General features: G+C 75.6%; 16 protein-coding genes. 4 read left to right on the top strand and 12 right to left on the bottom strand.

Annotated features, from left to right (window positions below; all coding sequences use genetic code 11):
• Window positions 1–7: 7 nt before the first annotated feature.
• From ECOMGDLI_RS17980 to ECOMGDLI_RS17955, 6 genes are all read right to left on the bottom strand, one after another.
• Window positions 8–1,138, bottom strand: coding sequence for a putative zinc-binding metallopeptidase (locus tag ECOMGDLI_RS17980; protein WP_088318227.1), 1,131 nt, complete (start codon window positions 1,136–1,138; stop codon window positions 8–10).
• A 73-nt stretch (window positions 1,139–1,211) separates the two neighbouring features.
• Window positions 1,212–2,897: a S8 family serine peptidase gene (locus ECOMGDLI_RS17975; protein ID WP_088318226.1), complete on the bottom strand. Its 1,686-nt coding sequence runs from the start codon at window positions 2,895–2,897 to the stop codon at window positions 1,212–1,214.
• Between the two features lie 155 nt (window positions 2,898–3,052).
• Window positions 3,053–3,697, bottom strand: coding sequence for a trans-aconitate 2-methyltransferase (locus ECOMGDLI_RS17970; RefSeq protein WP_088318225.1), 645 nt, complete (start codon window positions 3,695–3,697; stop codon window positions 3,053–3,055).
• 7 nt (window positions 3,698–3,704) lie between these two features.
• Window positions 3,705–4,667 (bottom strand): transglutaminase family protein, encoded by a 963-nt coding sequence (locus ECOMGDLI_RS17965; protein WP_088318229.1) that lies wholly within the window; start codon window positions 4,665–4,667, stop codon window positions 3,705–3,707.
• Window positions 4,664–7,405 (bottom strand): circularly permuted type 2 ATP-grasp protein, encoded by a 2,742-nt coding sequence (locus ECOMGDLI_RS17960; RefSeq protein WP_088318224.1) that lies wholly within the window; start codon window positions 7,403–7,405, stop codon window positions 4,664–4,666. The genes ECOMGDLI_RS17965 and ECOMGDLI_RS17960 overlap by 4 nt, the downstream gene beginning before the upstream one ends.
• The gene (locus tag ECOMGDLI_RS17955) at window positions 7,402–10,833 is read right to left on the bottom strand and encodes a DUF2126 domain-containing protein (protein ID WP_088318223.1); all 3,432 of its coding nucleotides are present in this window, start codon (window positions 10,831–10,833) and stop codon (window positions 7,402–7,404) included. Before ECOMGDLI_RS17955 ends, ECOMGDLI_RS17960 begins: the two co-directional genes overlap by 4 nt.
• 170 nt (window positions 10,834–11,003) lie before the next feature.
• On the opposite strand from ECOMGDLI_RS17955, the gene ECOMGDLI_RS17950 reads away from it, so the two are divergent.
• Genes ECOMGDLI_RS17950 through ECOMGDLI_RS33885 form a run of 3 tightly spaced genes read left to right on the top strand, consistent with a single transcriptional unit; the run spans window position 11,004 to window position 13,777 of the window.
• Entirely contained in the window at window positions 11,004–11,768 is a 765-nt protein-coding gene (locus ECOMGDLI_RS17950) for a response regulator transcription factor (protein ID WP_088318222.1), read from the top strand.
• Between the two features lie 3 nt (window positions 11,769–11,771).
• Window positions 11,772–13,343, top strand: a complete 1,572-nt coding sequence (locus ECOMGDLI_RS17945; RefSeq protein WP_088318221.1) for a cell wall metabolism sensor histidine kinase WalK — start codon at window positions 11,772–11,774, stop codon at window positions 13,341–13,343.
• A gap of 11 nt (window positions 13,344–13,354) precedes the next feature.
• Window positions 13,355–13,777, top strand: a complete 423-nt coding sequence (locus tag ECOMGDLI_RS33885; RefSeq protein ID WP_143447772.1) for a hypothetical protein — start codon at window positions 13,355–13,357, stop codon at window positions 13,775–13,777.
• Window positions 13,778–13,808: 31 nt separating this feature from the next.
• Here ECOMGDLI_RS33885 and ECOMGDLI_RS17935 read toward each other — a convergent pair whose 3' ends face one another.
• From ECOMGDLI_RS17935 to ECOMGDLI_RS17915, 5 genes are all read right to left on the bottom strand, one after another.
• The gene (locus ECOMGDLI_RS17935; RefSeq protein WP_088318219.1) at window positions 13,809–16,076 is read right to left on the bottom strand and encodes a bifunctional alpha,alpha-trehalose-phosphate synthase (UDP-forming)/trehalose-phosphatase; all 2,268 of its coding nucleotides are present in this window, start codon (window positions 16,074–16,076) and stop codon (window positions 13,809–13,811) included.
• 134 nt (window positions 16,077–16,210) lie between these two features.
• The gene (locus ECOMGDLI_RS17930) at window positions 16,211–16,594 is read right to left on the bottom strand and encodes a PH domain-containing protein (RefSeq protein WP_088318218.1); all 384 of its coding nucleotides are present in this window, start codon (window positions 16,592–16,594) and stop codon (window positions 16,211–16,213) included.
• Window positions 16,595–16,734: 140 nt separating this feature from the next.
• Window positions 16,735–18,393 (bottom strand): DEAD/DEAH box helicase, encoded by a 1,659-nt coding sequence (locus ECOMGDLI_RS17925; protein WP_088318217.1) that lies wholly within the window; start codon window positions 18,391–18,393, stop codon window positions 16,735–16,737.
• Between the two features lie 273 nt (window positions 18,394–18,666).
• On the bottom strand, window positions 18,667–19,656 hold the full coding sequence (locus ECOMGDLI_RS17920; protein ID WP_088318228.1) for an FAD:protein FMN transferase: 990 nt from the start codon (window positions 19,654–19,656) through the stop codon (window positions 18,667–18,669).
• Window positions 19,656–20,114: a hypothetical protein gene (locus ECOMGDLI_RS17915; RefSeq protein ID WP_088318216.1), complete on the bottom strand. Its 459-nt coding sequence runs from the start codon at window positions 20,112–20,114 to the stop codon at window positions 19,656–19,658. Before ECOMGDLI_RS17915 ends, ECOMGDLI_RS17920 begins: the two co-directional genes overlap by 1 nt.
• Window positions 20,115–20,278: 164 nt before the next feature.
• Here ECOMGDLI_RS17915 and pcaC point away from each other — a divergent pair, with 164 nt between their 5' ends.
• Window positions 20,279–20,722 (top strand): 4-carboxymuconolactone decarboxylase, encoded by a 444-nt coding sequence (pcaC, locus tag ECOMGDLI_RS17910; protein WP_088318215.1) that lies wholly within the window; start codon window positions 20,279–20,281, stop codon window positions 20,720–20,722.
• Here pcaC and ECOMGDLI_RS34720 read toward each other — a convergent pair.
• A partial coding sequence (locus ECOMGDLI_RS34720; RefSeq protein WP_198954962.1) for a hypothetical protein occupies window positions 20,715–21,453 on the bottom strand: 739 nt, incomplete at its 5' end. The two genes, pcaC and ECOMGDLI_RS34720, sit on opposite strands and share 8 nt — an antisense overlap.

The raw sequence follows: 21,453 nt of genomic DNA, 5'->3' as shown, positions 1-21,453 counted from the left end.
AAAGGAACTAGCCCCGAAGCCCCACGACAAGATCATGCACGACCCCGAGCTTCGAGATCACCGGCGGCGTCAGCACGAACGGGTACAGGTCCCCCTTACCCATGCTCCGGTTCACCGCGTTCAACGCATAGGTCAACGGCAGCCACGTCCCGACGATCGAGCCGATCGTGTCGCCGGCGGCGGCGTCCTCGAGCGGCAGCGCGACGAGGTCCACCCCGGGACCGGGTTCGTCGGGGCCGGTGACGACCATGCCGTAGGCCGCGGCCGACTGGAGGGTGTCGCGGATGTGCAGGTAGTGCGCGAAGGTCTCGGCCCAGTCCTCCCAGGGATGCGCCGTGGCGTAGGCGGAGACATGGCCGGCGGCCCAGCCGCGGGGCGGGCCGGTGGCGTAGTGCCGCCGCAGGGCCTGCCGGTAGTCGGCACGCTCGTCCCCGAACACGTGCCGGAACCGTTGCAGGGCAGGGCTTTCGGACGACGACCCCTGGCCGCCGACGAGACCGTCGCCGCCGACGAGACCGTCGCCACGGACGAGACCATTGCCACGGACGAGCACCTGCCAGTAGTAGTGCCCCACCTCGTGCCGCAGATGGCCGAGCATCGTGCGGTACGGCTCCCCCATCTGCACCCGCATCGCCTCGCGGTGCGCGTCGTGGCCCTCGGCAAGGTCGATGGTGACGACGCCGTTCGCGTGCCCCGTGACGACCGGCGACCGCGCGCTCGACAGCAGGTCGAACGCGAGCCCGCGGGCGTCGTCCGACAGCGGCACGACGGGCAGGCCGAGGTCGAGGAGCTGGTAGACGAGCCGGCGCTTGGCCGACTCGGTCGACGCCCAGACGGCGACGGCTGCGGCGTCCTCGTCGTTGGGCCTGGTCCGGGTGAGCCGGCACGACACGCACAGCCGCCCGGTGCGGCCGTCGTCGACGAGCCAGTTGCAGCCCGCCGCGGCGAGGTTGGCGCACTGGACGGCGCCGCCGGACGCCGTCCCAGAGGCTCCGCCCGACGCCGCCCCCGACGCCACGTCCACCGGCAGGAACCGCATGACCGACGGCGAGAAACCCTGGGCCGCGCCGCACGACACGCACACCGAGTTCTCGGCGACGAGAAGGTTGCCGCAGACACCGCAGGAGAAGGCACGCACGATCGTCGACGCTACCCGCCGGGAGGGCCCGCGCAGTCCCAGCAGCCCCGGGCAGGCCCCGGACGACGCCGTGTCAGGGCACCCACACCGGGTTGACGATCCGGGCCGGCGCGCCGCCCCCGGCGGCGATGTCGAGCCGGTACGAGGCCGGCCGGACGAGTCCGGTCCACACCGTGTCGTGGTCGCCGGAGAGCGGCTTGCTGCCGTGGTCGACCCAGGCCGAGCCGTCCCAGCGCCAGAGCCTCGCCGTCTGCCCGGAGGCCTGTGGCGCGCCGACGAGGACACGTCCGGAGACGACCCGCACCCGCACCTGGAGCCCGTCGAGCACCTCCACGACGTCGCCGTCGTACTGGCCGGCCACGTCCGCGGTCGCCTCGACCCGCAGCGTCGGGCTCTTCATGAAGCGGCTCAGCGGCACCCGGCCCGCGGCGTTCGTCCGGACGGCGGTGCAGACCCGCCGGGTGTCCGTCACGCACAGCCGGACCGGGGTCGCACCGACGGGGCGCTTGTCGTACGTCACGCTGACGAAGCCGGTGACGAGGCCGCCGCGGCGCACGTACGCCGGCACCTTCACCGCGACCACGAGCCCGGCCGGCTCGGGCTGCGCGCAGGGCAGGCCGCAGCCGTCGCCGAGGGCACGCTGGACGTCGAGCAGCCCGTAGCCCGACGAGACGTCGAACCCCTTGGTGCCGATGTCGAACGCGGTGGAGGTGATCTGCTTCGCGACCTGCTCGGCCTTCCACGTCGGGTGCTGGGCGCGCAGCAGAGCGGCGGCCGCGGCGACGATCGGGCTGGCGTAGCTCGTGCCCGACCCGTCGGTGCGTCCGTTGCGCGGGGCCACGGACGTGACGTCCCAGCCCGGCGCCGCGACGTCCATCCGCGGGGAACGGTTGGAGAACGGGGCCACGGTGTCGTCGATCCCGGTCGCGGCAACGGTGATGACGCCCGGGTAGGCCCCCGGGTAGGCCGTCGGGCTGCCCCGCTGGCCGTCGTTACCCGCCGCGGCGACGAGGACGACGTCCCGCGCGATCGCGTAGTCGAGCGCCGTCCGCATCGCGGTCGACAGCCCGGGGCTCCCGAGCGACATGTTGATGACGTCCGCGCCCGCGTCCGTCGCGTCGACCAACGCCGCGGCCACGTCCGAGTCGATCCCGGTGCCCCGGTTGAACACCCGGAACGACCGGATCCTCACGCCCTGCGCCAGCCCCGCCCCGGCGGACCCGTTGTTCGCCTTCGCCCCGAGGAACCCCGCGACCGCGGTGCCGTGCCCCATGAGGTCGATGCCGCCGTCGCCGTTCGCGTTGAAGTAGTCCTTGCCCGGCAGGAAGATCCCCGCGAAGTCCGGCACGGTCTTGTCGATCCCGGAGTCGATGACCGCGACCTCGACCCCCTTGCCGGGGTGCTTCGCCCAGACCGACTCCGCCTTGTACTTCGTGAGGTGCCACTGCGCGGGCCGCCAGGTGTCGTTCGACAGCCCGGTCGGGTGCACGGTCACGCTGCGTTCCACGGTCGTCCGGTAGCCCGCGTAGCGCAGGGTCCGGACGACGCCGGCGGCCTCGGCGGGCGTCGTCCCGGTGAGCCGGCTGATGCTCGGGCGGCCCGCGGGGTCGACCGTCGTGACGGTCCACTCGGCGGCGGTGGCCGCAGCAGGCGCAGCGGGCGGGACGGCGGCCGCGGCCCCGGGTGCGCCGCCGACGGCCGGCACCACGACGGCGGCGGCGCACAGCAGCGCCGCCGCGCGACCCGCTCGCGCACCCATCCGTGGTCCCCTCGTCCGGCTCCGCCGTCCCCACGAGGATCGGCGCCGGCCGCGGGCCGCTTGATCGAGGTCGCCTCACCGGCCCAGCGGGCGGTCACGCTCCGTCGAGGGCCGGACGGCGGTCGGCCCGGGACGACGGTCGGCCCGGACGTCGGTCAGCCCGGACGGCGCGCGAGCACCCGCCACAGGTGCCAGTGCTTCTCCCCCGCGTACGACCAGCCGTCCTCGTCGGTCTCCTCGAGCCGCTCGACGACGAGGCCGTCGAGGAGCGCGTCGACCGCGGGCCGGTCCTGCCACGTCGTGCGGGTGCCGTCCCCGAGGCCCTCGACGGCCCACGAGTCCTTGGGGCCGAGGAGGTGGCACGCGACCCGGCCGCCGGGACGCAGCGCCCCGCGGACCCGCTGCCACAGCGCGTCGAAGTCCTCCGGCGGGCAGAAGAAGAGCGCGAAGCCGGCGTGCACGAGGTCGCAGTCGGGCAGGTCCGCCGTCCGGAAGTCCTCGACCCGGATCTCCAGCCGGTCTAGCGCGGGCGCCGGGACCCGCGGCAGCAGGTGCGCCGGGAACGCCGGCGAGGCGTCGACGGCCGTCACCGACCAGCCGCGCGCGAGCAGCGCGAGGGTGTCGGTGCCGTCGCCGCACGCGAGATCCACCGCGTGCCGACCCGTTGCGCCGGAAGGGTTCTGCGCGTCGTCCGCGTCGAACGCCGCGAGCGCGCTCACGAGCGTGTCCCGCGGCTCCCGCGACGAGACGGTCGTGTAGTAGCCGTCCCACACGTCGTCCGTCACCGGCTGGTCGGTCACCGGCCCGTCACCCGTCCACCCGCACGACGTCGACCTCGACCTTCAGCGTGCTCTTCGTCGCCTCGGTGAAGATGACGCCCTTGAGCGGCGGGACGTCGGTGTAGTCCCGGCCCCACGCCGTGACGACGTACCGGCTGTCCGCGGCCTGGTCGTTCGTCGGGTCGAGGTCGACCCAGCCCAGGTCGGGCACGAGCACGGACACCCACGCGTGCGAGGCGTCCGCACCCTGCAGCTTGGCCTTCCCGGGCGGCGGCTCGGTCTCGAGGTAGCCGCTGACGTACCGGGCCGGCAGCCCGATGCCGCGCAGGCAGGCGACGGCCAGGTGGGCGAAGTCCTGGCAGACGCCCTCGCGCTTGCGGAGCACCTCGTCGAGGGTCGTCGAGACGCTCGTCGACCCGGACCGGTACGTGAAGTCGCGGTGGATCGTGCTCACGAGCGCGCCGAGCGCCTCCCCGAGCGGCCGCCCCGGCACGAAGACCCCGGCCGCGTAGGCCGCGGCGTCCCCGCCCCGACCGACCTGCGGGGACTCCAGGAGCATGTCCCGGGCCTCGACGTCGACCGCGCCGCCCGCGCCGCCCGCCCCGGATCCGCCGGACCCACCCGCCTGCAGGGTCGACGCCGCGACCTCCCGCACGCCCTGCTCCCAGGACCGGTCGTCGAGCGACCCGAGGTCCGGCACGCTCCGGGCGACCTCGACGGTGCTCACCGCGAGCACGTCGAGCACCCGGTGCCGGGTGTGCACCTCGAAGTACACCGACCGGTTGCCGTAGAAGTCGACGCTCTCGCTCGTCGCGGCCGCCGCGGGCTCGACGTCGAGCCGGCTCGCGAGGCAGGTCTGGCCGGGGGCGCTGCGCGGCACGAGGTAGGCCCGGCCGTAGGACGACGAGACGTCGTCGCTGTACGTGTACCGGGTCCGGTGCCGCACCTCGTAGGTGCGCGCCGTCGTCCGCGCCAGGTCGGTGGTCCTCATGCCTGCCACCCCGGGGTCGCGACGGGCAGCGGCCGCAGCGGCGCCGCGTGCACGAAGTGGGCCTGCTCGACGGCCCGCGAGAGCGCGGCGACCTCCCGCAGGAGCGCGTCGAGCAGGTCGGTGAGCGCCGTGCGCGCCCCGTCCGGCCCGGTCGCGGCGAGCGCCGCCGGGTCGGCCTCCCGCAGCCGGGCCGCGACGGCCCGCAGGCCCGTGTCGAGGACGGCGTTGCGCGGCGGGTCGGGCAGGTGCCGCAGGTCCGCCTCGGCCCGTTCGAGCTGGTAGACCAGCGACCGCGGGTTCGTCCGGTCGAGCAGGAGCAGGTCGAGGACGCCGGCCACGTGGGCCGACGAGCCGCCGCCGGTGCCACCGGGTGCACCGCCCGGGGCCAGGCCGTAGGCGGCACCACCGGCCGCGTGCCGACGGCGGAACGTGATGACGGACTCGCCCGCGACGAGCACCGACTCCAGGACGAGCGCGTCGACCGCCGCCCCGCGGCTGCGGGCCAGGGCCGCCCGGAGCACGCTGACGAGCTGGAGGCCGCGTTCGAGCCGGCGGCCGAGGTCCATGAAGTACCAGCCGGTGTCGCGGACCATGCTCTCGGCGCCGAGGCCGGCGAAGGCGAGCAGGCCCTCGAGCACCCGGGCCAGCGTCGGCTGCAGCGGCGGCTCGTCGCCCGGGGCGGCGGCCGCGGCGTGCTCGGACAGCTCCGCGACGACCCGCTCGATGCTCCCGAGGACGACCCAGGTGTCGAGCGAGAGCTGCTCGCGGACGCCGTGCGCGACCTCCGCGGTGCGCCGGACGGCGAACCCGAGGGTGCCCGGCCGGGCGGCGTCGACGACGAGCCGCAGCAGCTCGCCGTGCGGCGGCTCGAGGTCCGCGCCCTCGTCGAGCGCGACGAAGCCGGGGTACGTCGTCGTCACGTGCGTCGTCGCGGTGAGCAGCACCGCGAGCGCGCGCCCGCCGACGGTCTCGGGGCGGCGGCCGTGGTCCTCGGCGAGGTCGTCGACGACGCGCAGCAGCCGCGCGGTGTCCTCGGCGCGCTCGGCGTAGCGGCCGAGCCAGAAGAGGTCCTCGGCGACGCGCGGCGCGAGTGCGGGCGTCAGCGGGGACGGCGCCGCGAGGGTCAGGCTGTCGGCGACGCCGGCGATCGCCCCGGCGCCGCTGCCGGTCGCGTCCGGGCTCAGCACCCAGACGTCCTTGGCGAGCGCGCCGTCCGAGCTCGACACGAACCGGCTGCCGACCCGGCCCGCGACCCGGGCGAGCCCGCCGGCCATGAGCCGGTACTCCCCGCCCTGCGCGACGGCGAAGGTCCGCAGCACGAGGTGGCGGGCCTCGAGCCCGCGGCTCGTGACGACCGGGGCGGTGCTCATGTCGAGCGGCTCCTGGGCGCACCACGCACCGGGGTCGGCCTCGACCCGGCGGCGCTGGTCGTCCCGGGCCGCCTCGGACAGCTCCCAGCCGAAGACGCTCGCGCGGCCGACGCCGCGGCCGATCGGCTTGAGCACGTACCGGTCGAGGTCCGCCAGGACGTGGCGGCGGGCCGCGTCGTCCCCGAGCCAGAGCGTCGGCACCGACTCCAGCAGCGGGTCGCCGCCGAGGAGCACCCGGCACGCGGCGGCGAGGAACGGGGCGAGGCCCGGGTTCTCGAGCACGCCGGCGCCGAGCGGGTTGACGACGGAGACGGCCCCGCTGCGGGCCGCCTCGAGCAGCCCGGGCACCCCGAGGCGGGAGTCCGGCCGCAGCTCGAGCGGGTCGCACCACGAGGCGTCGACCCGGCGCAGGACGACGTCGACGGGCTCGAGCCTGCCGACCGAGCGCATCCAGACCCGGCCGTCGCGGACCGTGAGGTCCTGGCCCTCGACGAGCGGGTAGCCGAGCAGGGTCGCGAGGAACGCCTGGTCGAAGGCCGTCTCGCTCGCGGCGCCGGGCGTGAGCAGGACGACGCGCGGCGCCTCGACCCCGGCCGGTGCGGCCTCCTGGAGCGCGGCGCGCACCGTGTGGAAGAACGCTCGCAGCCGCTCGAGCGGGGTGTCCCGGTACAGGCCCGGCAGCACCCGGGAGACGACGCGGCGGTTCTCCATCGCGTAGCCCGCGCCGGACGGCGCCTGGGTGCGGTCCGCGAGCACCCGCCACACGCCGTCCGGGCCGCGCCCGAGGTCGGTCGCGGTGAGGAACAGGCTGCGGGACACCGTCGCGCGCACCTGGTCGGCGACCCGGAGGAACCCCGGGTGGGCCAGCACGACCTGCGCCGGGACGACGCCCTCGCGGAGCAGGACCCGCGGCCCGTAGAGGTCGGTGAGGACGGCGTCGAGCAGCTCGGCGCGCTGCCGGACGCCGGGCGCGAGCGCCGCCCACTCGTCGGCGTCGAGGACGACGGGCAGCGGGTCGAGCTGCCAGCGCCGGACCGGCCGGGCGGTGTCGCGCAGCCCGTCGCGGGCCTCGTCCGGGGTGCCGTACGTGACGCCGTCGTCCTCGACGAGCCGGCGCACCTGGGCGCGCCGGGTCAGCAGACCGGCGGTGCCGAGCAGGTCGACGCTCGCGGCGAGGTCGCGGCTCGCGGCCCGGACCGCGCCGTCCGGCCCGACGAGCTCGTCGAGCGAGACGCCGCCGGGGCCGGCCGCGGGCGCCGTCCCGGGGACCTCGAAGAGGGCCGCCCGGGCGCGGTGCCCGACGTAGCCCGCGACGGCGCCGCCGGCCTCCGGGGAGGACGGCGCCGGCCCGCTGGTCTGTGCCGTCATGGCTTCATGGTGCCCGCCCGACGCAGGTCGAGCGTGCACGGGTACTCCCCTCCGGCGGGTCCGAGCAGGTCGCGGGACGACGGCCAGGCCGCGACGTCGACCGGCCCGGGGGTGTGGCCGGTCGCCGTGAAGCGGGCCGCGCGGCGCGCCTCGGCGGCCGCGGCGTTGACCGGGTAGGTGTCGTAGGACCGGCCGCCGGGGTGGACGACGTGGTACGTGAAGCCGCCGAGCGAGCGGCCGTTCCAGAGGTCCACGAGGTCGACGACGAGCGGGGAGTGGACGCCGATCGTCGGGTGCAGCGCAGACGGCGGCGCCCACGCCCGGTACCGGATGCCGCCGACGCTCGTGCCGGGCGTCGCGGTCGGGGTGAGCGGCACCGGGACGCCGTTGCACGTCACGGCGTGCCGGCCCTCGACGAGCCCGGTCACCGCGACCTGGACCTTCTCGACCGAGGAGTCGACGTACCGCGCGGTCCCGGTGCCGGTCGCCTCCTCGCCGAGCACGTGCCACGGCTCGACGGCGTACCGCAGCTCGAGGTGCACGCCCGCGACGTCCACCTCGCCCAGCCGCGGGAAGCGGAACTCGAGGAACGGCTCCAGCCAGGAGTCCTCGAACGCGATCCCGTGGGCCCGCAGGTCCTCGGTGACCTCGGCGAGGTCGGCGGCCGCGAAGGCCGGCAGCAGGAACCGGTCGTGCAGCCGGTGCGCCCAGCGCACGAGCGGCCCGGTGTACGGCGTCTCCCAGAACCGGGCGACGAGCGAGCGCACGAGCAGCGCCTGGACGAGCGCCATCTGCGCGTGCGGCGGCATCTCGAAGCCGCGCAGCTCGAGCAGCCCGAGCCGGCCGCGGGCCGAGTCCGGGCTGTAGAGCTTGTCGATGCAGAACTCGGCGCGGTGCGTGTTGCCGGTGATGTCGGTGAGCAGGTGCCGCAGGAGCCGGTCGACGAGCCACGGCCGCGGCTCGACCGGGGCGCCGTCGTCGTCCGTCTCGGCGAGCGTCCGGCTCAGCTCGCCGAAGGCGATCTCCAGCTCGTAGAGCGTCTCGTGCCGGCCCTCGTCGACCCGCGGCGCCTGGCTCGTCGGGCCGATGAACCGCCCGGAGAACACGTACGACAGCGCCGGGTGGTGCTGCCAGAACGTCACGAGGCTGCGGAGCAGGTCGGGCCGGCGCAGCAGCGGCGAGTCGGCCGGCGTCGGGCCGCCGAGGGTCAGGTGGTTGCCGCCGCCGGTCCCGGTGTGGGCACCGTCGAGGTCGAACTTCTCGGTGCCGAGGCGGACGGCGCGGGCGTCGTCGTAGAGCGTCGTCGTGAGGTCGACGAGCTCGCGCCAGGACCGGGTCGGCTGGACGTTGACCTCGATGACCCCGGGGTCCGGGGTGACGGACAGGGTCTGCACCCGGGCGTCGCCGGGCAGCGGGTAGCCCTCGAGGACGACGGGCACGCCGACCTCGCGGGCGGCGTCCTCGACCCGGGAGAGCAGGTCGAGGCCGTCGTCCAGGGACTCCAGCGGCGGCAGGAACACGAAGACGTGGCCGTCGCGCTCCTGCACGGTGAGCGCCGTCCGCGGCGCCTTCTCGATGTCGACGACCTCGGCGGACGGGACGTCGCCGCCCGCACCGCTGTCGGCCGGGTGCGCCCCCGGCGGGTACGCCGTCGGCAGCGCACCGCGCGGCGCGAGCGGGTCCGCCTCCGGGGTCACCGGCGGCGGCGCCCAGGCGATGCTGTCGAGCGGCAGCCGCAGGCCCAGCGGGCTCGTGCCGGGCAGCAGGAACAGGTGCCGCCGGCGGGGCCGCCAGCGCGCCGTCCCCCAGGCCTCGCCGTCCTCGGTGCGGAAGAGCGGCACGACCCAGCCCGCGGGGACGCCCGGGTCGACGTCGAAGGTGCCGACGACCTCGGCCCGCCGGTCCGGGGCGCGCAGCGCCTCGTCGTCCGGGTCGGCGTCGACCTCGGGCGGCGGCCCGGCCGGGCGCCGGGCCTCGTCGAGGAGCACCGCGAGCAGGTCCTCGTACGCCGGGGCCACGTGCTCGCGCGGCACGCCGAGCCGGGCGGCCACGGCGACCGCGAGGTCGCGGACCACCCCGGCGGACGACGCCGCGTCCGCGACGGCCGGGACCGGCGGCCCCCACGGGTCGTCGAGCAGGTCCGGGTCGCGCCACAGCGGCTCGCCGTCGGGGCGCCACGTGAGCTGGACGGCCCACCGCGGCAGCGGCTCCCCCGGGTACCACTTGCCCTGGCCGTGGTGGGTGACGCCGCCCGCGGCCCAGCGGCTGCGCAGCCGCTGCGCGAGCTCCGCCGCGCGGGCCCGCTTCTGCGGGCCGTCGGCGTCGGTGTTCCACTGCGGCGACTCCATGTCGTCGATCGCGACGAACGTCGGCTCGCCGCCCATCGTCAGCCGGACGTCGCCGGCCTCGAGCAGGCCGTCGACGTGGCCGCCGAGGGCGTCGATCCGCTCCCACTGGGCGGCGGTGTACGGCCGGGTCACCCGGACGTCCTCGTGCACCCGCCGCACCGTGTTCGAGAAGTCGAAGGAGACCTCGCACGGGTCGACCGCGCCGGTGATCGGCGCCGACGTCGCCGGGTGCGGGGTCGCGGAGAGCGGGATGTGCCCCTCGCCGGCGAGCAGCCCGGACGTCGGGTCCAGCCCGACCCAGCCGGCCCCGGGGACGTAGACCTCGGTCCACGCGTGCAGGTCGGTGAAGTCGGACGTCGGCCCGCCCGGGCCGCCGAGCGGGTCGTCCGGGTGCGGCACGAGGTCCGGGGCGAGCTGGACGAGGTAGCCGGAGACGAACCGCGCGGCCAGCCCGAGCTCGCGCAGGACGCTCACGAGCAGCCAGGCGCTGTCCCGGCACGAACCGAGCGCCCGGCCGAGGGTCTGGTCCGGCGTCTGGACGCCGGGCTCCATCCGGACGGTGTACGCGACGTCGCGCTGGAGCCGCTGGTTGACGTCGACGAGGAAGTCGACGATCCGCCGGCCCTCCGCGGGCACCGGGGCGGCGTCCGCGAGCCAGGCCCGGACGAGCGGGCCGGGGCCGGCGCCGTCCGGCGCGCCGTCGGAGCCGGGCTCGGCGACCCGGCGCAGGTACGGCTCGAGGTCGGCCTTGACCCCCGCCGGGTAGTCGAACGGGTAGCGCTCGGCGTAGTCCTCGACGAAGAAGTCGAACGGGTTGATGACCGTCATGTCCGCGACGAGGTCGACGACGACCTCGAGCTCGCGGGTGCGCTCGGGGAAGACGAGCCGTGCGAGGTGGTTGCCGAACGCGTCCTGCTGCCAGTTGAGGAAGTGCTCGGCCGGGCTCACCCGCAGGCTGTACGCGGTGATCGGCGTCCGGCAGTGCGGCGCCGGGCGCAGCCGGACCACGTGCGGGTGGACCGTCACCGGCCGGTCGAACCGGTACGTCGTGCGGTGCTCGAGTGCGACGCGGATCGTCATCGGGCGGCTCCCGTCGTGGCGTGCGGCGTGCGGATCCACCAGGTCTGCCGTACGCCGTCGGACGGGCTCGGGGATGGTGGCAGGCTACCGGGCCCACGCACGCGGGGGTCCACAGGAAGCTCCCAGGTTGTGCCCAGCCTCCCCGCTGCTGAGCAGGTCAGGCTCGTCCCATGACCGAGCCCCGTACCTCCACCGCCACCCGCCCCGGCCGCCGTCCGATGCGCCGCGTGGACGGGACGCCCGTGCGCATCCTCGTCGTCGACGACGAGCCCTCCCTCACCGAGCTGCTCTCCATGGCGCTCAAGTACGAGGGCTGCGACGTGCGGACCGCGGCGGCCGGCAACGCCGCCGTCCGGACCGCCCGCGAGTTCCGCCCCGACGCCGTCGTCCTCGACGTCATGCTCCCCGACTTCGACGGGTTCGAGGTGCTGCGCCGGCTGCGCGCCGACGACGCCGAGCTGCCCGTCCTCTTCCTCACCGCGCGGGACGCCGTCGAGGACCGGGTCGCCGGGATCAGCGAGGGCGGCGACGACTACGTCACCAAGCCGTTCAGCCTCGAGGAGGTCGTGGCGCGCCTGCGCGGCCTGCTGCGCCGCACGACGCTCGCGGCCGTCCCGGACGACAACGTGCTCGTCGTCGGTGACCTCGCGCTCGACGAGGACAGCCACGAGGTGACCCGCGCCGGCGAGAGCATCCAGCTCACCGCGACCGAGTTCGAGCTGCTGCGCTACCTCATGCGCAACCCGCGCCGGGTGCTGTCGAAGGCGCAGATCCTCGACCGGGTCTGGAACTACGACTTCGGCGGCCAGGGCAACGTCGTCGAGCTCTACATCTCCTACCTGCGCAAGAAGATCGACGCCGGCCGCGCGCCGATGATCCACACGCTGCGCGGCGCCGGCTACGTGCTGCGCCCCGCCGAGCCCGCGGACGCGTGAGCCGTGCCCGCAGCGTCCCTCCGCCCCCGTGCCCACCCCTCGCGCTGGACGCTGCGGACCCGGCTCGTCATCGTCGTCGTCGCCCTGCTCACGGTCGTCGCGGCCGTCATCGGGACCGTGAGCGTCTTCGCGCTCGACGCCTACCTCACCCGCCAGGTCGAGGAGCAGGTCCGCGCGGCCTCGACCCGCTCGGCCGGGGCCGGTCTGCCGGGCCGCCCGCAGAGCCAGCCGGACGGCGACGGCAGCCGGGACGACGACCGCGGCCCGGACTTCCTCACCGTCCGCGGCCAGTCGGCCGGCACCGCCGGCGTCCGGGTCGAGAACGGCACCGTGACGTCCCAGGCCGTGCTGGCCAGCGACGGGCGGGTCGTCCGGCTGCCGGACCGGGCGGCGTCCGCGCTCGCGGCCGTCGCGGTCGACGGCCGTTCGCACCGGGTCCGCCTCGGTGACCTCGGGGACTACCTCGCGCTCGCCGTCCGGACCGCGGACGGCGACACCGTCGTCACCGCGCTGCCGCTGGCCGACGTCCACGCGAGCGTGGCCCAGCTCGCCGTCGTCGTGACGATCGTCACCGCCTCCGGCCTGCTCGCCGCGGCGATCGGCGGCACCGTCATCGTCCGGGCGGCGCTGCGCCCGCTCGCCCGGACCGCCGCGGCCGCCGGCCGGGTCGCCGAGCTCCCGCTCGACCGCGGCGACGTCACCCTCGACCCGGCCGACCTCGGCATCGACCGGAAGGCCGACCCGCGCACCGAGGTCGGCGCGGTCGACGCGGCACTCGCCCGCATGCTCGACCACGTCTCCCGCGCGCTCGCGGTCCGGCAGGCGAGCGAGGCCCGGATGCGCCGCTTCGTCTCCGACGCGAGCCACGAGCTGCGCACACCGCTCGCCTCGATCCGCGGCTACGCCGAGCTGACCCGGCGGACGTCGTCCGACCTGCCCCCGGACGTCGCGCACGCCGTCCGCCGCGTCGAGTCCGAGGCGACCCGCATGACCGGCCTCGTCGAGGAGCTGCTCCTGCTCGCCCGGCTCGACGAGAAGCCCGCCTTGCGCTCCGAGGCGGTCGACGTCGTCCGGGTCGTCCTCGACGCGACGAGCGACGCCCAGGCCGCCGGCCCGGACCACGAGTGGGAGGTCGACCTGCCGGCCGGCCCGGTGCACGTCCTCGGGGACGACGCCCGGCTCCACCAGGTACTCGCCAACCTCCTCGCGAACGCCCGCGTGCACACCCCCGCGGGGACGACGGTGCAGGTCAGGGTGCGGTCCGGGGGCGGGACGGCGACCGTCGAGGTGGTCGACGACGGCCCCGGGATCCCGGCCGCCCTGCTGCCCGCCGTCTTCGACCGGTTCGCCCGCGGGGACAGCTCCCGCGGCCGCTCGGCCGGCGGCACGGGGCTGGGTCTGGCCATCGTCGCGGGGGTCGTCGAGGCCCACGGCGGCCGGGTCGAGGTGACCAGCGAACCGGGACATACCGTGTTCAAGGTCGTGTTGCCCGAGACACACGGGGTGGCGTATCCCAGCGAAACAGGCAAACCTGGAGGTGGAACCGGCTTAGCCGCCGTTCCTGCGTCGACATGACGGAGGGCACCATGACCGCACGCACAACGGGGGGCCAACCGCGCCCCGGGAGACCCACGGGTCCCACGAAGCGGCCTGCGAAGCGTCCCGCCGCGGCCGCCAAGGGCACCCGCTCCACCGCTGACACCCCGCAGGTCGACGGCACGGCAGCACTCAAGCCGGTGCCGGTCGACCCCACCGACGCACCCGCGAGCACGTTCGTGCCCGTCGCGGTGCCGCCGATCGACGCGAGCGTCCTGCTCCGCGCGATCATGACGCCGCCGGTCGGGATCGACGGCGGCGAGCTCACGGACGCGCTCACCGGGGCCGTCCCCACCTGGCGCCTGGACGAGGAGCCGATCTACCTCGAGGTCGTCCGCGACCTCGGCGTGCCGGCCCTCGCCGAGGACACCGGCGGCACCGGCGAGGTCATCGTCGGCGAGGTCGTCGGCTGACCGCCGCGCACCTGTAGTCCCCCACCGTCGTTCATCGTGCGGCCGACGTGCCGCGGTCCTTCCCCACGAGCTCGAGAAGACGGACCAGGAGGTCGGCGACCCGCTCAGGGTCGGCGACCCGGTGCCGCGCGCCCGTGACGCCCTCGCCGACCTTGACCGTGACGTCCCCGGCCGCGTCGTCGAGGACGGCGAACGCGTGCTCGTCCGTCACGTCGTCCCCGACGTAGAGCACCCCGCCGTGGCCCGGGCGCAGGCCCAGCGCGACCCGCAGGCGGCCGAGCGCCACGCCCTTGTCGACGTCGACGACGGACAGGTCGACGACCTCCTTGCCGAGGGTCGTCCGGACGCCGCCCCACGACCCCGGCCCCTGCGCGGCCTCCTTCGCCGCGGCCTCGGCGTCCTCACGGCGCTCGATCTGCCGGGTGTGGAAGACCGTGCCCGCGGGCTTGTCCTCGACGAACGTGCCCGGGTAGCGGGCGCTGATCGCGTGCAGCGCCGCCGACGCCCGGGCCAGCAGGTCGCGGGTGGCGTCGTCGAGCGTCGTCGCGGCCCCGACGTCGGCACCGTGCTCGTCGGCGACCTGCGCGCCGTGGCTGCCGATGAGAGCGGCGGACGGCGGCGGGCCGGCCAGCCGGCGCAGGTCGTCGAGGGTCCGGCCGGAGACGAGCGCGAGGTGCACCCCGGGCAGCGCGGCGAGGTCGTGCAGCGCCTGCGCCGCCGCCGGCAGCGGCCGGGCGGCCTCGGGGTCGCGGACGATCGGGGCGAGCACCCCGTCGAAGTCGAGCGCCACGAGCAGCTCCGGGCGCTGCGCCAGCGTCTCGAGCGCGGCGTCGAGGTCGGCGGCGTCCGGCGGCGGCGTCATGGCCTCCTGCCGGGCCCGGACGTCGTGCAGCGACTCCAGGAAGGTCCGCGCCCAGTGCGCGACGTCGTCCCGCAGGACGGTCCTGCGCATCGCCCGCATCCGCTTGCGGGCCTCGACCGGCGGGCACCGGACGGCGCTCATCACGGCGTCCTTGAGCCCGTCGATGTCGTGCGGGTTGACGACGAACGCGCTCGTGAGCTCGTTCGCGGCACCGGCGAACTCGGAGAGCACGAGCGTGCCCGCGTCGTCCCAGCGGCTCGCGACGTACTCCTTCGCGACGAGGTTCATCCCGTCGCGCAGCGGGGTGACGAGCATGACGTCGGCGGCCAGGTAGAGCGCCGCCAGCTCGGCCCGGTCGACGGTCTGGTGCAGGTAGTGCACCGCCGGGTGGCCGATCTGGCCGTGCTTGCCGTTGATCCGCCCGACGGTCGCCTCGACGTCCTCGCGGATCCGCTGGTACTCGTCGACCCGCTCCCGGCTCGGCGTCGCGACCTGCACGAGCACCGCCCCGGGCACGGTGAGCCGCTCGTCCTCGAGCAGCTCGCCGAAGGCCTGGAGCCGGTGCTGGATTCCCTTGGTGTAGTCGAGGCGGTCGACGCCGAGGACGAGCGTGTCCGGCTCACCCAGCTCGGCCCGGATCTCCTTGGCCCGCTCGAGGACCTCGGGCCGGCGGGCGAGCTCCTCCAGGGCGGTGCTGTCCACCGAGATCGGGAAGGGCTTGCACACGACCGGCCGGGCGGCCTCGAGCCGGGCGCCGCGGCGGGCCCGGCGGCCGTCGACGAGGACGGCGTCCCCGCGGGTCGTCATGCCCAGCCGGCGGGCCGCCCGCAGCAGGTTGTTCGCGTCGGCCGGCCGCTGGAAGCCGAGCAGGTCGGCCCCGAGCAGGCCCTCGAGCACCTGCCGGCGCCACGGGAGCTGGGCGAAGATCTCGTACGGCGGGAACGGGATGTGGTCGAAGAACCCGATCCGCAGGTCGGGCCGCGTCTCCCGGAGCATCTTGGGGACGAGCTGGAGCTGGTAGTCCTGCACCCAGACCGTCGCGCCCTCCGCGGCCTGCGGCAGGACCGCCTGGGCGAACCGCCGGTTCACCGTGACGTAGGCGTCCCACCAGGTGCGGTGGAAGGCCGGGGCGACGATGACGTCGTGGTAGAGCGGCCACAGCGTCGCGTTGCTCATGCCCTCGTAGTAGAGCTCGACCTCGTCGGCGGACAGCGGCACCGGGACGAGGTGCATCCCGTCGGCGTCGAACGGCGCGAGGGTGTCGTCGGGGCTGCCGGTCCAGCCGACCCACGCCCCGTCCCGGGCCTTCATGACCGGCTCGAGGGCCGCGACGAGCCCGCCCGGCGAGGGGCGCCAGGACGTCGACCCGTCCGGCTCCTCGCGACGGTCCACAGGGAGCCGGTTGGCGACGACGACGAACTCGTGCTGGTCCGGCACTCGGTTTCACTCCCCGACGGGTGGTTCTGGCGACCGAGGGTGACTACCCCTGGTCGACACTACCCAGCCACGCGCGGCAGAAGCGTGTGAGATGTGTCCTGACAACCCTTTTGTGCTGACGCTGCGTGATCTGCTCAGCGCACCATGTGCCAGAGGATGAGGTTGTGCGCGTGGTGCGCCTTCTCGTTGCCACGGAAGGCCACCTCGTGGGCACCCTCCGACGTCGCGACGGCGATCGTGCTCGTCGAGAAGAAGCCGCCGGTCCACGTGCGGTCGGAGACGACGCTCACCGAGATGATCCGCGCGTACGGGATCGAGGTGATCGCCACCTTCTTCCCGACGAAGCTCTTGTCCTGCAGGATCACCCGGCGGTCGGTGATGCCGATGAAGCCCGTGCCGGCCCCGATCGCGTCGTAGACGGCGTAGACGACCTCACCGTCGAGCAGGCCCTCCTGGACCTGCTGCAGCTGGGCGCGGTTGTCGTAGACCGGCTCGCGGGTCTCCTGAACATCGCTCATGCCGCACACTCTGCCACGCGAGAACGCCGGTCCTCGTCGACGCCCGCCGCGTGTGCGGCGGGCGTCGACGAGAACCGGCGTCCGTCGGTGCTCAGGTGGTACGGGTGATGCTCAGGTGGTGCTCAGGTGCTCCGGGGAGGTCACGCCGTGCGGCGCGGGCCGCCCCGGTAACCGCCGGCGGACCGGTCGGACGAGCCCTGGTAGCCACCGGTGCGGCGCGGGCCGCTGCCGGGACGACGACCGGCCGGGCGCTCCCGCTCGGCCGCACGCGGCTTGACGACGACCGGCTCGCCGGACGTCGCGACCTCGACGACCGCGGGGTGCCCCGGGGCGACGCTGGTGACGACGGGCTCGACCTTGGCCGCGCGGTGGATCTGCTCGACCGCGCGGGACTCCTCCGGCAGCACGAGGGCGACGACCGTGCCGCTCGCGCCGGCGCGGGCCGTGCGGCCCGAGCGGTGCAGGTAGTCCTTGTGGTCGTTCGGCGGGTCGAAGTGGACGACCAGGTCGACGTCGTCGACGTGGATGCCGCGCGCCGCGACGTCCGTGGCGACGAGCACCCGGGTGGAGCCGTCGCTGAACGCGGCGAGCGCGCGCTGGCGGGCGCCCTGGCCGAGGTTGCCGTGGATCGCGGCGGCCTCGACCCCGGAGCGGGTCAGCTGGGTCGCGAGCCGGTCGGCGCCGTGCTTGGTCCGCACGAAGAACAGCGTGCGGCCCGGACGGCCGGCCACCTCGGCGGCGACGGCGAGCTTGTCGTTGCGGCCCACCGTGAAGACCTTGTGGTCCATGGCCTCGACCGGCGACGAGACCGGCGCGACCGCGTGGACGGCGAAGTTCGTGAGGAACTTCTCGACGAGCGTGCCGACGCCGCGGTCGAGCGTCGCCGAGAAGAGCAGCCGCTGGCCGCCCTCACGGGTCATCCCGAGCAGGTTCGTGACGACCGGGAGGAAGCCCAGGTCGGCCATGTAGTCGGCCTCGTCGAGGACGGTGATCTCGACGTCCGCGAGGTTGCACACCCGGCGGTCGATGAGGTCGACGAGCCGGCCCGGGGTGGCGATGACGATGTCGACGCCGCGGGTGAGCGCGTCGATCTGGCGCTTGTACGACGAGCCGCCGAAGACGGTCGTCACGCGCAGGCCGAGCGGGTTCGCCAGCGGGGACAGCGCGTCCGCGACCTGGAGCGCGAGCTCGCGGGTCGGGACGAGCACGAGGCCGCGCGGGCGGTGCGGGGTGCGACGGCCGGTGTGCCGGGCCGAGTCGACGCCCTTGCCGGTCGGCGCGTCGACGATGGCCGGGTCCGCGAGGCGGGCGAGCATCGGCAGGCCGAACGCGAGGGTCTTGCCCGAGCCGGTCTGGGCGCGGCCCAGGACGTCACGACCGGCGATCGCGTCCGGGAGGGCGCGGGCCTGGATGGCGAAGGGCTCGGCCATGCCGCGGCGCGAGAGCGCCGTGACGAGCACGGCCGGCAGGCCGAGCTGGGCGAAGGTGCGCGGCTCGGGGGCCGGGGCGGCGAGCGCCTCGTCGAGCGCGATGTCGAGCGCGGTCTTGGCGGGCTCGCGGACCTGACGGGGCGTGGTGCCGCCGTTCGGGCGGCGGCCGCGACCCGGCCCGCCGCTGCGACGCGGGGAGCCGTAGGAGGAGCCGCCGGAGCCGGAGCCGTACGACGAGCCGTACGACCCGGAGCCCGAGCTGTAGGAGCCCGAGCTGTACGAGCTCTTGCCGTACGAGCCGTTCGAGGAGGACTGGTTGGTACGGGGACGCGCAGGCGTGCGCGTCCGGCCCTGGGAGGGCTGGGTCATGTAAAGACAACTCCGTCGCTGGTGGTGCGTGGCAGGGGCCGCTACGTCAAACCCCTGACTGGCGCCCGCGCTGCTGGTTCTGCGCGGACATGCACCACCACGCCCGAAGGCGCTGTGCGGAAAGAGGATTCACACTGCGACTCGCGCGGACCACGATGCCCGCGCTTCCCGACGGCTCTCACCGTCACTCTCAGCCTACCAGGGTGCGACCGTGAGGCGCGCGGTCGTCACCGCGACGTCACCCGCGACGACCCCGGCAGGGCTCTGACCAGGTCATTCGGCGGGCCAGCCGCCGAGCACGTGCACACGCCCGTCGAGCGACACCAGCCGGGCGGCCACGCCGAGTGACGCGAGCCACTCGACGGCGCCCTCGCCGCGGACGATCGCGGCCGTCGTCGCGACGTTCGCGTCGACGCACGACGCGGCCGCGACGCTCACGGTGCGCCAGGGCGTCACGGCGGGCATCGACGTCCGCGGGTCGATGACGTGGTGGATCTCCTGCCCGCCGCGGGCCCAGCGCCGGGCGGTGACCGAGGACGTCGCGAGCCCGCCGCCGCCGAGGAGCACGACGCAGGACGGTCCGTCGGGGGTCTCGTCGACCGGGCCGGGGCGGTCCTGGGTCCGCACCGGCCAGCCCGCGACGAGCCGCCCGTCCGGCTCGGGGAGGACCGGCACGTCGCCGGCGACGGCGATGTCGCCGCCGAGGCTCACGAGGACGCCGACGCCGAGCGCCGCGTGGACGGCGGCCGCCGCGCGGTCCGCGCCGAACGCCTTGGCGGTGGCGCCGAGGTCGAGGAGCACCCCGTCGGGGACCGTCACCGTGCCGGCGGCCCGGTCGACGACGACCTGGGTCCAGGCGGCGGACCGGTGGACCGTGACCCTCACGGTGGGCCCGGTGCGCGGGACCGCGGCGAAGGTGCGGTCGTAGCCGAGGTCCACGAGCGCACCGCCGAGGGTGGGGTCGACGTCGCCCCCGGTGCGGCGGGCGGCGTCGAGGGCCACCTCGAGCGCGTCGAGCAGGAGGGGGCCGACGGCGACCGGGCGGCCGGCACCGGCGTTGACCCGCTCGAGGTCGGAGTCGGGACGGAACCGGCTCGCGGCGAGGTCGAGCGCCTCGACGTGCTCGGTGACGGTCCGGGACGCCGCGTCGAGCGCCTCGGGGTCGGTGACGACGACGCGGACGTCGCAGCCGATGGCCCGCCACTGCGCGGCGGCGACCTCGGTGGCCACGGCGGGTGCCGCGGCGGTCCGGGTCGCCGTCATCACGACCCGCTCGTCGACGCGACGCCGCTCTGGTCCGACGAGGACACGCCCGAGGAGGTGCCGCTCGTGTCGGCCGACGTGCTCGAGGAGTTGCTCGACGAGGTGTCGGACGACGTCGAGGCGGTCGAGGCGGTCGTCGCACCGCTCGCGGCGGTGGCGACGACGGCGGCGCCGGTCCCGACGAGGGCGGCGACCGCGAGCGCCGCGGTCACGCCGCCGACGCGGCGGCGGGCGCCGTCCCGCTCGCGGACCCGGTGCTCGACGGCGGGGCGGTGCGCGGCGTCGTACGACTGCGCCGGGTAGGCGTGCTGGGCCCGGGGCTGCGGCTGCTGCCGGGGCTGCGCGGGCTGCTGGGGCTGCGCGGGCTGCTCGGAGGCGATGGCCCACCCCTGGCCCGGGGTGGGCCGGGAGTGGTCGCCGGAGGGGGTCCCGCTGATCCGAGGAGGTCGTGTCGTCATGGATGGAACAGTGCGGCCGGAGTCTGGGCGTCCGCTGTGAGACGGGTATGGCCCGCGTAAGGCCGGGTCAACGCCCGGCAAACCCCACGGCGGCGCGGCTCCTAGAGTCACCCCGAGCCACCCGTCGCGCGGCCCGCCCGGTCGCCACGCCCCGAGGAGACCCGATGCCCAGCCCCGACCGCCGCGACCCCGCCACCGACCCGGACGGCGCCCTGTTCGCCCGCGGGGACGCCGTCCGCCGGGCCGTCCTCGGCGACGCCCACGTGGACCGCTCGCACGCGAACGCGGACCCGTTCACCGAGGACTTCGTCGACCACATCACCCGGTACGCCTGGGGCGCGGTGTGGGGCCGGCCGGGCCTGTCCCGCCGGGAGCGCAGCCTCGTCACGCTCGCCCTGCTCGCCGGGCTGTACCGCCCCGAGGAGCTCCCCCTGCACGTCCGCGGCGCGCTGACCAACGGCGTCACCCCGGACGAGATCAAGGAGGTGCTCCTGCACACCGCGGTCTACGCGGGCGTCCCGGCGTCGAACACGGCGTTCGCCGTCGCGCGGCAGGTGCTCGCCGACGTCGCCGCCGAGGGCACGGACCCGGCCGGGCCGGTCAGCTGACCTGGGCCGCGGTCCGCACGAGGCCGCTCGACCGCGCGCGCCCGCCCGCGACGTTCGTGAGCCCCGTGGCGAGCGTCAGCGCGGAGTCGGTGCCCGCCGGGTCGTGGACCTCGACGCCCACGATGACGTCCCCGACCCGGACCGCGGACCGGACGACCCCGCTGCTCGCGTCCCCGAAGGTCGCCAGCCACCGCTCGTCACCGACCAGCCGGCGGGCCGAGACGGGTGCGGGCGGCTCCATCCAGCGGCAGACGCCCGTGTCGTCGACGACCTCGGCGAAGTGACCGGACGCCGTCCCCGGCGCCCAGCCCGTCACGGTGAGCGTCACGGTGAGCTGGTCCGACCGGTTGCTGTCCTCCTCGGCCCAGGACCACGAGTTCGCGGCCACGGGCGCCCGGGCCGGGGTGTACGTCCCGCAGCCCTGGCCGGAGACGACGGAGACGAAGCGGTAGTCCCCCACCTCGAGGATCTGGCGCAGCGGCTGCGGGAAGTCGCCGGGGGTGTAGTTCACGGTCCTCGGCACGCGGTAGGCGATGTCCAGCCCGCTGTCGCTCCCGAGCACCCGGGCCAGCGGGACGACCATCGCGGGCGGCCCCTGCTCCGGCAGCACGTCGGCGGCGCCGGCGTCCGCGGCGGCCCCGGAGGCCGACGCGTCCGGGGACCGGGACGCGGAGCGGGTCCGGTCCGGCGCGGAGGCGGGGGCGGACGTCGCGGGCGTCACCGGGGAGGTC

This window comes from Kineosporia sp. R_H_3 (assembly GCF_002198675.1).
Taxonomy (GTDB): Bacteria; Actinomycetota; Actinomycetes; order Actinomycetales; family Kineosporiaceae; genus R-H-3.
Note: the sequence above shows the minus strand (reverse complement) of the source record. Positions and strands in the feature narration are given on the sequence as shown.

Coding starts and splice junctions, on each gene's coding strand:
- ECOMGDLI_RS17975 (WP_088318226.1), bottom strand. CDS start 2,897: ATGGGTGCGCGAGCGGGTCGCGCGGCGGCGCTGCTGTGCGCCGCCGCC.
- ECOMGDLI_RS17965 (WP_088318229.1), bottom strand. CDS start 4,667: ATGAGGACCACCGACCTGGCGCGGACGACGGCGCGCACCTACGAGGTG.
- ECOMGDLI_RS17960 (WP_088318224.1), bottom strand. CDS start 7,405: ATGACGGCACAGACCAGCGGGCCGGCGCCGTCCTCCCCGGAGGCCGGC.
- ECOMGDLI_RS17955 (WP_088318223.1), bottom strand. CDS start 10,833: ATGACGATCCGCGTCGCACTCGAGCACCGCACGACGTACCGGTTCGAC.
- ECOMGDLI_RS17950 (WP_088318222.1), top strand. CDS start 11,004: ATGACCGAGCCCCGTACCTCCACCGCCACCCGCCCCGGCCGCCGTCCG.
- ECOMGDLI_RS33885 (WP_143447772.1), top strand. CDS start 13,355: ATGACCGCACGCACAACGGGGGGCCAACCGCGCCCCGGGAGACCCACG.
- ECOMGDLI_RS17930 (WP_088318218.1), bottom strand. CDS start 16,594: ATGAGCGATGTTCAGGAGACCCGCGAGCCGGTCTACGACAACCGCGCC.
- ECOMGDLI_RS17925 (WP_088318217.1), bottom strand. CDS start 18,393: ATGACCCAGCCCTCCCAGGGCCGGACGCGCACGCCTGCGCGTCCCCGT.
- ECOMGDLI_RS17920 (WP_088318228.1), bottom strand. CDS start 19,656: ATGACGGCGACCCGGACCGCCGCGGCACCCGCCGTGGCCACCGAGGTC.
- ECOMGDLI_RS17915 (WP_088318216.1), bottom strand. CDS start 20,114: ATGACGACACGACCTCCTCGGATCAGCGGGACCCCCTCCGGCGACCAC.
- pcaC (WP_088318215.1), top strand. CDS start 20,279: ATGCCCAGCCCCGACCGCCGCGACCCCGCCACCGACCCGGACGGCGCC.